At 69.8% G+C, this 14,119-nt stretch carries 17 protein-coding genes; 12 read left to right on the top strand and 5 right to left on the bottom strand.

The features are described from left to right. Window positions 1-52 precede the first annotated feature (52 nt). Window positions 53-532, bottom strand: coding sequence for a hypothetical protein (locus tag HNQ67_RS05765; protein WP_183253294.1), 480 nt, complete (start codon window positions 530-532; stop codon window positions 53-55). A gap of 83 nt (window positions 533-615) precedes the next feature. Continuing rightward, complete coding sequence (locus HNQ67_RS13520; protein ID WP_343054828.1) at window positions 616-876, bottom strand: DUF1674 domain-containing protein; 261 nt, start codon at window positions 874-876, stop codon at window positions 616-618. Window positions 877-963: 87 nt separating this feature from the next. On the opposite strand from HNQ67_RS13520, the gene htpX reads away from it, so the two are divergent. The 6 genes from htpX to HNQ67_RS05730 all read left to right on the top strand — a co-directional run bounded on the left by htpX (window position 964) and on the right by HNQ67_RS05730 (window position 5,833). Then, window positions 964-1,920, top strand: a complete 957-nt coding sequence (htpX, locus tag HNQ67_RS05755; RefSeq protein WP_183253292.1) for a zinc metalloprotease HtpX — start codon at window positions 964-966, stop codon at window positions 1,918-1,920. A 128-nt stretch (window positions 1,921-2,048) separates the two neighbouring features. Continuing rightward, a complete protein-coding gene (locus HNQ67_RS05750) occupies window positions 2,049-3,287 on the top strand; it encodes an argininosuccinate synthase (protein ID WP_183253290.1) in 1,239 nt (412 codons plus the stop codon). A 105-nt stretch (window positions 3,288-3,392) separates the two neighbouring features. After that, window positions 3,393-3,857, top strand: a complete 465-nt coding sequence (locus HNQ67_RS05745; RefSeq protein WP_183253288.1) for a hypothetical protein — start codon at window positions 3,393-3,395, stop codon at window positions 3,855-3,857. A 99-nt stretch (window positions 3,858-3,956) separates the two neighbouring features. Then, window positions 3,957-4,523 (top strand): hypothetical protein, encoded by a 567-nt coding sequence (locus tag HNQ67_RS05740; protein WP_183253286.1) that lies wholly within the window; start codon window positions 3,957-3,959, stop codon window positions 4,521-4,523. A gap of 43 nt (window positions 4,524-4,566) precedes the next feature. Next, on the top strand, window positions 4,567-5,199 hold the full coding sequence (locus tag HNQ67_RS05735; RefSeq protein WP_183253284.1) for a LysE family translocator: 633 nt from the start codon (window positions 4,567-4,569) through the stop codon (window positions 5,197-5,199). 82 nt (window positions 5,200-5,281) lie between these two features. Next, window positions 5,282-5,833, top strand: coding sequence for a CC0125/CC1285 family lipoprotein (locus tag HNQ67_RS05730; protein ID WP_183253282.1), 552 nt, complete (start codon window positions 5,282-5,284; stop codon window positions 5,831-5,833). Window positions 5,834-5,911: 78 nt separating this feature from the next. On the opposite strand, the gene HNQ67_RS05725 is transcribed toward HNQ67_RS05730, so the two are convergent. Then, on the bottom strand, window positions 5,912-6,652 hold the full coding sequence (locus HNQ67_RS05725; RefSeq protein ID WP_183253997.1) for a DUF6065 family protein: 741 nt from the start codon (window positions 6,650-6,652) through the stop codon (window positions 5,912-5,914). Between the two features lie 51 nt (window positions 6,653-6,703). On the opposite strand from HNQ67_RS05725, the gene HNQ67_RS05720 reads away from it, so the two are divergent. Continuing rightward, window positions 6,704-7,246 carry a prolyl-tRNA synthetase associated domain-containing protein gene (locus HNQ67_RS05720; RefSeq protein ID WP_183253281.1) on the top strand — a complete coding sequence of 181 codons (543 nt, stop codon included), beginning with the start codon at window positions 6,704-6,706 and terminating at the stop codon, window positions 7,244-7,246. A 10-nt stretch (window positions 7,247-7,256) separates the two neighbouring features. Here the strand turns inward: HNQ67_RS05720 and HNQ67_RS05715 are convergent, their stop codons facing one another. Then, window positions 7,257-7,805: a fasciclin domain-containing protein gene (locus HNQ67_RS05715; RefSeq protein WP_183253278.1), complete on the bottom strand. Its 549-nt coding sequence runs from the start codon at window positions 7,803-7,805 to the stop codon at window positions 7,257-7,259. A 7-nt stretch (window positions 7,806-7,812) separates the two neighbouring features. Next, the gene (locus HNQ67_RS05710) at window positions 7,813-8,760 is read right to left on the bottom strand and encodes a hypothetical protein (protein WP_183253276.1); all 948 of its coding nucleotides are present in this window, start codon (window positions 8,758-8,760) and stop codon (window positions 7,813-7,815) included. A 176-nt stretch (window positions 8,761-8,936) separates the two neighbouring features. Here HNQ67_RS05710 and purH point away from each other — a divergent pair, with 176 nt between their 5' ends. The 5 genes from purH to HNQ67_RS05685 all read left to right on the top strand — a co-directional run bounded on the left by purH (window position 8,937) and on the right by HNQ67_RS05685 (window position 14,087). Then, window positions 8,937-10,541, top strand: coding sequence for a bifunctional phosphoribosylaminoimidazolecarboxamide formyltransferase/IMP cyclohydrolase (gene purH, locus HNQ67_RS05705; RefSeq protein ID WP_183253274.1), 1,605 nt, complete (start codon window positions 8,937-8,939; stop codon window positions 10,539-10,541). A 502-nt stretch (window positions 10,542-11,043) separates the two neighbouring features. Then, complete coding sequence (locus HNQ67_RS05700; RefSeq protein WP_183253272.1) at window positions 11,044-11,799, top strand: dienelactone hydrolase family protein; 756 nt, start codon at window positions 11,044-11,046, stop codon at window positions 11,797-11,799. Window positions 11,800-11,818: 19 nt separating this feature from the next. Then, window positions 11,819-12,718, top strand: coding sequence for a class I SAM-dependent methyltransferase (locus tag HNQ67_RS05695; protein ID WP_183253271.1), 900 nt, complete (start codon window positions 11,819-11,821; stop codon window positions 12,716-12,718). After that, window positions 12,715-13,449, top strand: a complete 735-nt coding sequence (locus tag HNQ67_RS05690; protein ID WP_183253269.1) for a 16S rRNA pseudouridine(516) synthase — start codon at window positions 12,715-12,717, stop codon at window positions 13,447-13,449. Before HNQ67_RS05695 ends, HNQ67_RS05690 begins: the two co-directional genes overlap by 4 nt. Continuing rightward, on the top strand, window positions 13,446-14,087 hold the full coding sequence (locus tag HNQ67_RS05685) for a phosphoribosylanthranilate isomerase (RefSeq protein WP_183253267.1): 642 nt from the start codon (window positions 13,446-13,448) through the stop codon (window positions 14,085-14,087). Before HNQ67_RS05690 ends, HNQ67_RS05685 begins: the two co-directional genes overlap by 4 nt. Window positions 14,088-14,119: the final 32 nt, after the last annotated feature.

The raw sequence follows: 14,119 nt of genomic DNA, 5'->3' as shown, positions 1-14,119 counted from the left end.
AATCAGGACGCCGGCATTCCCCGGACGGCGTCAAAATTAACCCTGATCGGTCTCAGCGGTCGTACAGATAGACGTCCGGGCAACCGCAGTCGCGGTCATGATAGCGGTGGTCGCGGCGATAGCGTCGGTCGCGGTCGTAGCCGCGCGCCGACGGATGCCGGTCGTCATTGTAGCCCCACTCGTCCCGATAGCCCTGATACGGCCGCCGCTCGTAGCGCCCATGGCCGTAGCGTCCCCGATCGTAGCCATATCCATAGCCGTAGCGGTGGTCGTGTCCGTAGCCGTAGCCGTAGCTGTAGTGCGCGCCGTACACCGGGGCCGGCACATACACATAGGCCTGATCGGAATAGCCGTCGGCCCAGCGCCCGGTGTTGACGTAGGACCGGGTCTCGATCTCGGACAGGGGCGTGCCGCCGACGACCCGTCCCCAGGGGCTGACATAGACCGGCTGGCCCCAGGTCTGGGCCGCGGCCGCGCCGGCGACGAGGGCGAGAGTCAGACCGGCGAAGGCCGGGGCGAGGGTGCGGACCATGACGGCGTCTCCTGTGCGACAGGGTTAACGCCGTTCGACGGCCCGGGTTCTCTGGCCGGGTTCTCTGGCCGGGTTCCCAGATCTCAGAAGTCGATCGCCAGACCCTTCTTCTCCCAGTCGCCGTAGCGGGTCGGCTCGGGACCGCGCGGCCCGCCGTGCTCGGGCTGCAGCGCGTACTCCCCGCCCGCGGCGCGGCGTTCGGCCGCCTCCATCAGCGCCCGGCGCGCGGCCTCGCTCAGCGGGCGGTCCGGCGTGGCGTGGGGCACGTCCGCATTGAGGATCGGCCGGTCGGTGTCGGGACCGGATTCGGGGGCGGAGGCGTCGGTGGTGGGATGATCGGTCACAGCGCGGGTGTCTTGAGCCAGACGGCGGGACTCCACAAGTTAGGGCGCGCGCGTTTCAGCGCCAGTGATCCCGAGTTTTGGCTGCCTATGAACCATCTCAAGACCTTCGCCCTGCTGGCCGCCCTGACGGCCCTGTTCGCCGGTCTCGGTTATCTGATCGGCGGCGCGACCGGCATGCTGATCGCCCTGGCCATCGCCGGGGCCATGAACCTGTTCAGCTACTGGAACGCCGACAAGATCGTGCTGAAGATGTACCGGGCCCAGCCGGTCGACGAGACCCATCCCAATGCGGTGGTGCGCACCTATGTCGCCGACATCGTCCAGATGGCCCGCGACGCCGGCCTGCCGCGCCCGGCCATCGCCATCATCCCCAACGACCAGCCCAACGCCTTCGCCACCGGCCGCAATCCCCAGAATGCGGCCGTCTGCGCCACCACCGGCCTGCTCGACATGCTGACCCGCGACGAGATTCGCGGCGTTATGGCCCACGAGCTGGCCCATGTGAAGAACCGCGACACCCTGGTCATGACGGTGACGGCCACGGTCGCCGGCGCCATCGCCGCCCTCGCCAATTTCGCCCTGTTCTTCGGCGGCGGCGGCGAGGACGACGAACGCCCCGGCGGGATCATCGGCGCCCTGGCCCTGATGATCCTCGCCCCGATGGCCGCCGGTCTGGTGCAGATGGCCATCAGCCGGACCCGCGAATACGCCGCCGACAAGGTCGGGGCCGAGATCGCGGGGGATCCCCACGCCCTGGCCTCGGCGCTGGAGAAGATCGAGGCCTACGCCCGCCGCATCCACAACCCGACCGCCGAACGCAATCCGGCCTCGGGCCAGCTGTTCATCATCAATCCTCTGGCCGGCAAGGGCGCCGACAGCCTGTTCTCGACCCACCCGGCCACCGGCAACCGGGTGCGGGCGCTAATGGCCCTGGGCGCGGAGATGGGCTTCGCTCCCCGCCGCGCCTTCGCCGAGGTCGCGCCGGGCCCGCTCACGACCAGCGTCCCGAGCACCCCCTCCCACACGCCGGGGCCGTGGGGGTGAGTCACTTTCCCTCTCCGTCCGGGGGAGGGAGAGCCGCCCCATTCCCGCCCTTGCATCGCGGGGCGTCTGGTCCTTTAAGCGCGCGCAACGCCACCGGCGCCTCCCCGCGTTCGTTGAAGGACCCTGCCATGACCCTGCCCGCCCCGAAGAAGGTCGTGCTCGCCTATTCCGGCGGCCTGGACACCTCGATCATCCTGAAATGGCTGCAGACCGAATACGGCGCGGAGGTCGTCACCTTCACCGCCGACCTCGGTCAGGGCGAGGAACTGGCGCCGGCGCGCGAGAAGGCGCTGAAACTGGGCATCAAGGAAGAAAACATCTTCATCGACGACCTGCGCGAGGAGTTCGTGCGGGACTACGTCTTCCCGATGTTCCGCGCCAACGCCCTGTACGAGGGTCAGTATCTGCTCGGCACCTCGATCGCCCGTCCGCTGATCGCCAAACGCCAGATCGAGATCGCCCGCCAGGTCGGCGCCGACGCCGTCTGTCACGGGGCCACCGGCAAGGGCAACGACCAGGTCCGCTTCGAGCTCGGCTACTATGCGCTGGAACCCGACATCCGCGTCGTCGCCCCGTGGCGTGAATGGGCCTTCAAGTCGCGCGAACACCTGCTCGACTTCGCCGAACAGCACCAGATCCCCATCGCCAAGGACAAGCGCGGCGAGGCCCCGTTCAGCGTCGACGCCAACCTTCTGCACTCGTCCAGCGAGGGCAAGGTGCTCGAGGACCCGGCGTTCGAGGCCCCGGAGTTCGTGCACCAGCGCACCCTGTCGCCCGAGGACGCGCCCGACACGCCGACCGTCATCACCATCGGCTTCGAGAAGGGCGACGCGGTCTCGATCAACGGCGAAGCCATGTCGCCGGCGACCCTGCTGACCGCCCTGAACCAGTACGGCCACGACAATGGCATCGGCCGCCTCGATCTGGTCGAGAACCGTTTCGTCGGCATGAAGTCGCGCGGCGTCTATGAGACTCCCGGCGGGACCATCCTGCTGGCCGCGCACCGCGGCATCGAGTCGATCACCCTGGATCGCGGCGCGATGCATCTGAAGGACGAGCTGGCGGTCAAATACGCCCACCTGCTCTACAACGGCTTCTGGTTCTCGCCCGAGCGCGAGATGTTGCAGGCGGCCATCGACCACTCGCAGGCCAAGGTGTCCGGCGAGGTCCGGGTCAAGCTGTACAAGGGCAACGCCACGGTGATCGGCCGCGAGAGCCCGAACAGCCTCTACGACCAGGAACTGGTCACCTTCGAGGACGGCGCTGTGGCCTACGACCAGAAGGACGCCGCCGGCTTCATCAAGCTCAACGCCCTGCGCCTGCGCGTGCTGGGCAAGCGCGACGCGCGGGACCGGGATCAGGCGTGAACTGACGGCGCGGCCCGTCGCCGCGAACGGTCTCGCCCTCGCGATGAGATGGCGCCACTCTGTCGGCCGGAGCGTCGGCTCTTTCGACTCCATCAGGACCTTCCAATGTCTCTTCGTATCGTTCTGGCCGCCGCCGCCGTGCTCGCCTTCGCAGCCCCCGCCGTCGCCCAGGAAGCCCCGGCCGCGCCCCCCGCCGAAGCGCCGTCCGCCGCCGAGATCGCCATGGAAGCCAGGGGCGAAGCCTTCAAGGCCCGCATGGATCAGATGCAGGGTGAGATTGAAGCCGCCATCAGCGGCGCCGGAGCCGACCAGGCCAAGGGCATGGCCGAGGTGGACGCCATCCTCGCCCGCTATCAGCCGGACATTGAGGGCTTCATTGTCGACTTCGAGGCCTTCATCGACGCCGAGGCCGGCGCCGAACCGGACGAAACCAAACACGCCGAGATGTCGGGCGCCAAGATGGGCGTGCGCATGGCCCTGAGCGGCCTGCCCGCCCAGATTCGCGCGGGCGCCCAAGCTGCGCTGGCGGCCCAGGTGACGGTGCCGGCCGCCTCCACGGCCGCCGAGTAGCGGCCATAGGGCAGGGCGGCGTCCACCGCCTTACCGCGATTTCACTTGAGACCGCACCGCGTTCGGCCGATTTTGCGCGGGTCCTTCAGGAGCCCCGCCATGATCAAGGCCCTTTCTCTCGCCGCCGCCCTCGCCGTGCTGCCGTTCTCGGCCGCCGTCGCCAGCCCCCAGGAGCCCGAGGCCGCCGAGGCGCCCGCCGCTTCCGCCGAGGCCGCCATCGAGGCCGCCGCGGAGCGGTTCGAGGCCCGGATGGAGGAGTTCGGCGAGCGCGCCGAGGCTGTCGAGGCCGACAAGACCCTGACCGATGAACAGCGCGAGATGCGTATCGCCGCCCTCTGGGCCGACTACGCCCCCGACGTGCAGGCCTTCACCAGCCTGGTCACCGAACACGCCGCGACCATCGCCGGCGAGGCTCTGGCCGGGATCGATATCGAGGCGCTCGTCGCCGAGGCGATGGCGGGGGTCGATATGTCCGGCGTCATGGCCATGGCGGGCGGCATGGCGGCCAACGGCTCGTGGGCCTCGAACGACCCGGAGCATATGGCGACCTATGGCCTGGTCGCCGACTACGCCATCGGCAGCGCCCTCGACGAAGTCGACGACGCCATGGTCGAGGTCAACGCCGCCACCGCCCGGACGACCGCGCCGAACGCCGCCGCCGACTGATCCCGCTTGACCGGACGGCCCGCCGGCCCGACAGGACCGGCCCATGTCCGGCCTGCCCGTCGATCCGCATCTCTATCTGACCTTTCTCGGGGTCATGGCCGTGATGGCCGTGACGCCCGGGCCCGCCAACCTGTTCTCGGTCGCCAACGGCGTTCAGCGGGGGCCGGCCGGGGCGCTGGCCGGCGTCATCGGCATGAACGCCGCCACCGTGGTCTGGTTCGGGGCCGCGGCGCTGGGGCTGGGGGCCCTCGTGGTCGCCTTTCCCGAGGCCTTCCGGCTGATCTCGATCGGCGGCGCCCTCTATGTCGCCTGGCTCGGAATCAACGCCCTGCGCGGCGCCTTCCGGACCGCCGCCGATCCAGACGCCCCGACCATCCGCCTCGGCCGCAGCGCGCTGCTGGACGGCTTCATGGTGCAGATCGCCAATCCCAAGGCGGTGCTGTTCTTCACCGCCGTGCTGCCGCCCTTCATGGATGTGACGCGGCCCGCGGCGCCGCAGCTGGCCCTGTTCGCTCTCGCCACCATCGGCATGGACGTCATCACCATGTCGGCCTACGGACTGGGCGGCGCCGCCCTGGCGCGCCGCATGTCGGAGCCCCGCTTCCGCCGCGGATTCGCCGTCGTCACCGGAGCTCTTCTGCTCGCTGCCTCGGTGCTTATTATCTCGCGATTATAAGGGCTTGTGATCGGGTGGAACTCGGTTGTTCATGTCCCGTTCAGCCAGAATGGCGCTTTTTGGGCGCAAAAGGAGAAACCCGATGAAGACTCGCCTCCTCAAGCCTGCCCTCCTCGCCGTGTCGGCGGCGGCGCTCGCCCTGTCGGCCTGCGCCACCGCGACCCCCTACGGCCCGGCCGGATACGGAACCCGCTACGGCTATTCCGACCAGCGCATCGACGCCGACCGCTTCCGCGTCGCCTTCGCCGGCAATTCGGTGACCACCCGCGAACAGGTCGAGATGTCCCTGCTGCTGCGCGCCGCCGAGGTGACGCTGGAGAGCGGCCACGACTGGTTCGCCACCGTCAATCGCGCCACCGACCGCGACGTGCGCTATTCGCCGACGCCGAGCCCGTTCTACTACGACCGGTACAGCCCCTACTGGGGGCCGTCGTGGCGCTACTACCGCCGCGGCTACTGGAGCCCGTGGAGCGACCCGTTCGGCCCGGACATGGATTTCCGCGAAATCGACCGCTACGAGGCCACCGCCGAGATCGTCGTCGGCAACGGACCCAAGCCCGCCGGCGACCCCAACGCGTTCGACGCCCGCGAAGTGGTCCAGAACGTCGGACCCCGCGTGCCGCGGCCGATGTGAGGTCGTAGGACTTAGGGCTTAGGAGTTAGGAAGCGAAAGCCGCCCTAACCCTAAGCCCCAGGCCCCAGGCCCCCTTTTCTACCCCAGCCTCGGCGACTTCAGCCGCCGCTTGTTCGCATGCGTCTCCGGCGCCGCGCCCAGTTCCTCGGGCAGTTCGCCCTTGAAGTAGAAGCGCTGCCACGCCTCCTTGGCCGCGTCCGGGTCGCCCGAGGCCAGCCGTTTGTTGAAGTCGGTGCGCTGGCGGTTCCAGGCCTCGAACTGGCCCTTCATAACCGGATTGGACTCCAGCGAACGGATCACCGGCTGGAACTGCTCGGCCTTGCGGTGTTCGATCGGGGTGATGAAGCAGAACGGCTCGCCGCGCTCGAACTTGACCCTTCCTGGCCGCGTGAACAGCCAGTTCATGGTGAAGGGGAAGGGCAGCCAGTCGGTCTCGATCAGCCCGGTAAGCGGCGCGATGCCGTCCTTGATGTGGTTGGGGGCCCCGGTCGCCAGCAGGCCCCAGCCCGGCGGGGTCCGGAATAGATACTGCGGATGCATGGTCATCACCCCGCGTGAGAAATGCGAGGTGACGATGTGGTGCAGGTTCGGGGCGTGCCGGTCGGCGGTGATGACCAGGTCGTTCTGGCTCGGCCCGCCGTTCCACTCGGCCGTGAAGCTGATCGGGCACAGGATCTCCCAGCCCGTGGTGTTGGCCATGTTCAGCGGCAGACAGCGGTACGGATGCCGGCTGGCGAAGGCGTCCATCCAGTCGCGCGACTGCCGGCCCGGCACCATGTCGCACGGCTGGTCCGACATCGGATAGCATTCCAGTTCCAAGGCGGCGCTCCGGGCGGTATCGAAAGGGGTCCTCATCCCTAACGGCGCCGCATGACCGAAGACAAGCCGCCCGCTCAACCTGCCCCCGAACCCGCTTGGGACCGCGCCCGCCTGCTGGCGTGGATGGCGGAGCAGGGGATCGATCAGACCACCCGCGACCATCCCGCCGTCTTCCGCGTCGAGGAGGGGCTCGAGCTCAAGGCTGCCATGCCCGGCGCCCACACCAAGAACCTGTTTCTCAAGGACAGGAAGGGCCGGCTGTGGCTGATCTCGGCCCGTCAGGACACGGTCATCGACCTCAAGCGCGCCGACGGATGGATCGGCTCGGCCCGCCTCAGCTTTGGAAACGAGACCCTGCTGTGGGAAACCCTCGGCGTCCGCCCCGGCTCGGTCACGGCGCTGGGCCTGATCAACGACGTCGACCAGCGCGTGACCTTCGTCCTCGACCAGGCCCTGTGGGACGCCGACATCGTCAACTTCCACCCCCTGACCAACACCGCGACGTCGGCGCTGACGCAGGCGAACTTCCGGCGGTTCCTCAAGCTGATCGGGCGGGAGCCGGTGGTGGTGGATTTCGGACGGCTGAGCGGTTGATCCCGCCCGCCTATTCCGCCTTCACCAGCAGACCGTCCACGGGCTGGACCACGCCGTTGGCCGCCACCGTCTCATCGCCTGTCAGTCGCGCGGTCGCCCCGTCAGCGGCGGTGACGGTCACCGCGTCGCCGTCCCTTGAGAAGGTCAGCAACCCGTCCGCCATGGTGCGCATCTGCACGCCGCCCGTTCCGCCGCGCTCGAGGGCGGCCAGGATGTCCGCCCGGGTCAGGGCGCCGGGCACGATGTGGGCGCGCAGCAAGGCGGCGCCCTGGGCCTTCATCGCCTCATCCGACAGGTCCGACCCGGCCGCCCCGAGCGCGGCGTCGGCGGGCGCGAACACAGTATAGGGGCCCTTCCCCGCCAGAACGTCTGACAGGCCCGCGTTCCTGATGACGCCCTCCAGGGTGTCCATCTCGCCCTTGTCGGCGATGACCTCGGCCAGCGTCTGGTTGGTCGGCGCGGGCGGCGCGCCGTCGGCGGACTTGTCGGCCTCGCCGCTGCAGGCGGCCAGGCTCAGGGCCATCAGGGGCGCGATCGCCCACGCGTTTCGGTTATGCATCATCGCCTCAGGTCAGCAGTTGGATGACGGCCTGCACCAGCCGGGTGGTGGGATCGACCTGGTAAACATAGCCGTCGCTGTACCGGTAATGCCGGTCGGCGCTGTCCACGTACTGGTCCCGGTAGTCATAGGGGATGTTGTAGACGTCGTACCCCGCCGGCATCCGCTGACCGACATCGATCTGCTGCCCGGTCAGCAGGGCGGCGACCTGGGCGATCGCCTGGGTCTTCGGATCCACGCCGTACAGGACCCCGTCCGAATATCGGTACTGATACCGGTCGTTCAGGCCATAGTACCGGGAATAGTACTGGGGCGGCTGCTGGTAGGTGTATTGGGTCGGCCAGACGTTGCCGGTCGACAGGATCCCGCCCAGAACCGGCAGATATCCCAGCAATCCGCCATCCGGAGCCGTTCGGTAAAGGTAGCCGTCCCGGTATTGGTAGCCGCCGTCGCCGCCGAACGAGCGCCAAAGGTAGTTATAGCGGTCGTACGATTGCGACCGGTCGATTTTCCGCGCCTGGCCCGGGGGCAGGCAGCCGTTGTCCTTTTTGGCCAGTCCGGGCGGGCAGCCTTGCAGCAGCGCCCGGACCTCGTCCCGGCGCGGGCCGATGACCTCCCGGCCGACAACAGACTCGCCCCGCTCCAGCCCGCGGCGCAGCTCGCGGACCGCGCGCTCCCCCTCCCGGGGCGGGTCGCCGACGATCTCGCGAACCCGCACTTCGGCCGATCTGTGATTCCTGGGGACGTCGCGCTCGGCGCGGTTCTCGCGGCCATTGCCGTTGCGGCGGCCTTCGCGACGGTCGTCATCGCCATCATCGTCCCGGTCCTGTTGCACGGGATTGCCCGCGCCGTGGCCTTTCCCGTGCCCGTTTCCATTGCCGTTCTGCGCCAAGGCGGGGCTTGATGCGCAGAGCGCCAAGACCAGCACGCTCGTCAGAGGGATCAGTCGCTTCATGGCGGGGCTCCTTGTCCAGCGTGACAAACGTCGCTGGCCCCGAGCCGTTCCGGCGGCAGGGCGGCCCTCCTACGGCTCCCGCCCGGCGCCTCCATTTGCAGGACTCCCGGTTCTCCCTCGCCCCGGACAATGCTAGAGCCGCCCCGCCTCCCCACCTCCAGACCACGGACGCCGCCATGCCCGCCGCTCCCGACTTTCCCCCCGCGCCCGACCGCGTGGCGCCGAAGCGCGCGCTGATCTCGCTGAGCGACAAGACCGGGCTGGAAGATGCGGCCCGCACCCTGCACGACCTCGGCGTCGAACTGGTCTCGACCGGCGGCACCCGCGCCGCCATCGCCGGCTTCGGCCTGCCGGTGAAGGACGTCGCCGACCTGACCGGCTTCCCCGAGATGATGGACGGCCGGGTCAAGACCCTGCACCCGGTGGTCCACGGCGGCCTGCTCGGTGTGCGCGACGAACCCTCCCACGCCCAGGCGATGAGCGAGCACAACATCGGCGGCATCGATATCGCCTGGATCGACCTCTATCCGTTCGAGGCCACCGTGGCGTCTGGCGGCGGCTTCGAGGCGGCGGTCGAGAACATCGACATCGGCGGCCCGGCCATGATCCGCTCGGCCTCCAAGAACCACGGCTACGTCGCCGTCTGCGTCGACAAGGACGCGGTCGATCAGGTGCTCGAGGCGCTCAAGGCCGAGGGCGCCACCAGCCTCGAACTGCGCAAACGCCTCGCCGCCCGCGCCTTCGCCCGCACCGCCGCCTATGACGCCGCCGTCTCCGGCTGGTTCGCCGGTCAGGTCGGCGACGCCGCCCCGGCCCGCAAGTCGATCGCCGGCGCGCTGGCCCAGACCCTGCGCTACGGCGAAAACCCGCACCAGACCGGCGCCTTCTACCGCACTGGGGAGCCGCGCCCGGGCGTGGCCAACGCCCGCCAGCTGCAGGGCAAGGCGCTGGGCTACAACAACATCGCCGACGCCGACGCCGCTTACGAACTGGTCGCCGAGTTCGAGGCCCCGGCCTGCGTCATCGTCAAACACGCCAACCCCTGCGGCGTGGCGGTCGGAAGCGACCTGACCGAGGCCTACGCCCGGGCGCTGGAATGCGACGCCGTCTCGGCCTTCGGCGGCGTCATCGCCGTCAACCGCACCCTGACCGGCGCCGACGCCAAACTGATCACCGACATCTTCACCGAGGTCGTCATCGCCCCCGGCGCGGATGAAGAGGCGCAGAACATCTTCGCGGCCAAGAAGAACCTGCGCCTGCTGCTGACCGAGGGCCTGCCCGATCCGCTGGCGGCCGGCGAGGTGTTCCGCTCGGTGGCCGGCGGCTTCCTCGTGCAGGGCCGTGACCGGTCGCGCATCGCCGCCTCGGACCTGAAGATCGTCACCCGCCGCGCCCCGACGCCGCAGGAGATCGAGGACATGCTGTTCGCCTTCACCGTGGCCAAACACGTCAAGTCCAACGCCATCGTCTATGCGAAGGACGGCCAGACCGCCGGCATCGGCGCCGGCCAGATGAACCGCCGCGACTCGGCCCGCATCGCCGCCATCCGCGCCCGCGAGGCCGGCGAGGCCAAGGGTCTGGCCCATTCGCTGGCCCAGGGCTCCGCCTGCGCCTCCGAAGCCTTCTTCCCCTTCGCCGACGGCCTGCTCGAAGCGGTCGCCGCCGGCGCCACCGCGGTGATCCAGCCGGGCGGCTCCATCCGCGACGAGGAGGTCATCGCCGCCGCCGACGAACAGGGCGTGGCCATGGCCTTCACCGGCGTGCGGGTGTTCCGGCATTAGGCGAAGGGGGGCGCGGCGTCTCCTACCCACGCAGTGGGGAGGGGGACCCCGAAGGGGTGGAGGGGCGAAACCCCATCCACCGGCCCGTGCTGCTTCGCCCCTCCACCGCTTCGCGGTCCCCCTCCCCATCGCTACGCGACAGGGAGGAGACGATAGTGCTGACTATTCTCCGCCAACCATCACACTTTCACGGCCAAACCCCCGCGATTCCAACGCCTTGAAAATTTTCCAGCGTCACGAACCCGCCTGAGGAAGCGGCGGCCCCATAATGCCCGCCGGTCTTTGACATCGCAGTCCCCGCGCCCGCCGCCCAGGCCGGCGTCCGTTTCACGGTCCACCCGGGTCGATGTCGACTCTGCCGACTCCGCCACAGCGAATTTTTCACGACACCTTGCCGACTCTGCCGACTCCGCCACCCCGAATTTTTGTATGGCGCCCGGGTAAGATCGCCGCCGCCCGATCCCCGCTTCCTCCGGCCCCGCGCTTCGTTATGGTGGCGCTTATGGACACCCTCTCCCAGCGCTGGGCCCGGCTCGAGCCCCACACCACCATGACCGGGCCCGATGACGACCGGCCGCGTCCGGCGGTGCTGCTGTTCCACGGCTGCGGCGGACTGCGCGGCCATCTGCCGAAATACGCCGAGGTGGCCAAACAGGCGGGCTGGCGCGCCTTCATCGTCGATTCCTACGGCCCGCGCGGCTGGAGCCGCCAGTTCGCCATGGCCACCGTCTGCACGGGCCTGCTGCTGCGTGGCGACGACCGGGCCGGCGACATCCTCGCGGCCCTCCACGGCATTTCCCAACGCCCCGACGTCGACGCCTCGAAAATCGCTCTGGCCGGCTGGAGCCACGGCGGCTGGGGCATCATGGAGGCGATGAGCGCCGACCGCTCGCGTTCGGCCCTCGGCCTCGCCGACCCCGGGAACGTCAGCCTCGACGGCGTCATCGCGACCTATCTCGCCTACCCCTATGTCGGGGTCGCCGCTTTCAACCGCATGCGCCCGTGGCGACACTGCCCGAAGACCCTGGCGGTGATCGCCCGCTCGGACCACCTGACCTCGGTGCGCAACGCCGAACGGGTCCACGCCATGATCCGCGACTGCGGGACCGAGCTGGAAACCTGGATCGCCGACGGCAGCCATAGCTTCGACGAGCCGATGACCGCCCCGCCGATGCGCTACGACGAACGGCTCAGCGACGAGGCCCTGCGCCGCTTCGGGGCCCTGCTCCACGACGTGGCGGTCGCGCCGGCCGCCTGATCGGTCTATGCACCGCGCCATGACGACCCTCCTCCATGGCCGCCCGCCCGCCGTCTTCGACCCGCCCGGCGACGCGATCCAGACCTCGCCCCTGATCCCCGGCTCCACGGCGCTCGAATCCGTGCCCGAAGGCTCGGCCGACGCCATCATGATCTACGCCCCGCCCGGCGTGCTGGAGCGCCGTCATACGCTGGCGCTGGCGCTGCGGGCCCTGAAGCCCGGCGGCCGCCTCGACGTCATGGCTCCCAAGGACAAGGGCGGCTCCCGGTTGAAGAAGGAGCTCGAGGCCTTCGGCGTCGAGATCGGCGAAACCGCCAAGGCCCACCACCGCCGCTGCGTGGTGATCCGCCCGCAGACGGTCGCCGGTCTGGACGCGGCCATCGAGGCCGGCGCGCCGCGGCTGGTGCCCGGGCTCGACGCCTGGTCGCAGCCCGGCGTCTTCGCCTGGGACCGGATCGACGCCGGCACCCTCCTGCTGGCCCAGGCCCTGCCGCCGCTGAAGGGCGCCGGCGCCGATCTCGGCTGCGGTTACGGGGCCCTGGCCACGGTCGTTCTGCGTTCCCCCGCCGTCACCGCCCTGCGCCTGATCGACCTCGACCGCCGCGCCGTCGAGGCGGCCCGCAAGAACGTCGACGACCCCCGCGCCAGCTTCGACTGGGCCGACGCCCGCACCGTCGAGGCCACCGCCGACCTCGACTTCGTGGTCATGAACCCGCCCTTTCACGACGGCGGCGCCGAGGACCGCCGTCTCGGTCAGGCCTTCATCCGCCAGGCCGCCGCCATGCTGGGCAAGGGCGGCGTCCTCTGGCTCGTCGCCAACCGCCACCTGCCCTACGAAGCTGACATCGCCGCCGCCTTCAAGCGCTTTCAGCCGATCGCCGACCAAGGCGGCTACAAGGTCATAGAGGCGGTCAAATGAAGACGCCGACGAGCCGCGTCGACAAGCTGCTCGGCTCGATGGGCTACGGTTCCCGCAGCGAGATGGCCCGATTGGTCAAGGCCGGCGGCGTCGTCCTCGACGGCGTCGACCTGACCGACGTGTCGAAGCGGATCGCGGTGACGCCCGACCTCTCCTCCCGCATGGAGATCGACGGCGAGCCGCTCGACCCCCCGCCCGGCCTCGTAATGATGCTCAACAAGCCGCTGGGCATGACCTGTTCGCACAAGGAGGACGGGGCGCTCGTCTACGACGTCCTGCCCGACCGCTGGCGCCGCCGCGATCCGGCCATCTCGACCATCGGCCGGCTCGACAAGGCCACCACCGGCCTGCTGCTGCTGACCGACGACGGAGCCCTGCTGCACCGGGTCATCAGCCCCAAACGCCATGTCGCCAAGGTCTATCGCGCCGGTCTGGCCCGCCCGCTGGCCGGAACCGAGGCCGAGCTGTTCGCCGCCGGCGGGCTGGTGCTGGAAGGCGAGGACAAGCCGCTCGCTCCCGCGGTGCTGGAGGTCGTGTCGCCGACCGAGGCCCGCCTGACCGTGACCGAAGGCCGCTACCACATGGTTCGCCGCATGTTCGCCGCTGTCGGCAACCACGTCGAGACCCTGCACCGCGAACGCGTCGGCGGCCTGGCCCTGCCCGACGATCTGGCCCCCGGCGACTGGCGGCTGCTGGACGCAGCGCAAATCGACGCCATCTTCGCCGCATGACCGCCCACGCCAAGATCTGCGGCCTGACGACGCCCGAAGCGCTCGACGCCGCCCTCGCCGGCGGCGCGGCCTTCGTCGGGGCGGTGGTCTTCCCCCGCAGCCCCCGCCACATCGAACCGCTCCACGCCGCGACCCTGTTCGAGCGCGCGCGGGGCCGGGCGAAGATCGTCGCCGTGACCGTCGACGCCGACGACGCCCGCCTGACCGAGATCGCCCTGATCCTCAAGCCCGACCTGATCCAGCTGCACGGCCATGAGACCCCGGCCCGGGCCGAACAGGTGCGGACCCTGACTGGGGCCGGGATCATCAAGGTCCTGCCGATCCGCGCCCATGAGGATTTCGCCGGGACCAATGACTGGGAGCCGTTCGTCGACCACCTGATGTTCGACGCGAAACCGCCCGAGGGCGCCGCCCTGCCCGGCGGGGTCGGCGCGCGCTTCGACTGGACCCTTCTGGCCGGCCGGGCCTTCCGCCATCCCTGGTTCGTGGCCGGCGGCCTGACCCCGGACAATGTGGCGCAGGCGATCCATATCTCCGGCGCGCCCATGGTCGACGTGTCCTCTGGCGTCGAAAGCGCGCCGGGTGTTAAGGACCCTGCCCTGATCGCGGCGTTCCTCGATACGGCGCGGTCGGCCTGATTTCCGCCGCTCCCCCGCGCGAGTTTGCCCCT

The sequence above is a fragment of the Brevundimonas basaltis genome, assembly GCF_014202075.1.
Taxonomy (GTDB): Bacteria; Pseudomonadota; Alphaproteobacteria; order Caulobacterales; family Caulobacteraceae; genus Brevundimonas; species Brevundimonas basaltis.
Note: the sequence above shows the minus strand (reverse complement) of the source record. Positions and strands in the feature narration are given on the sequence as shown.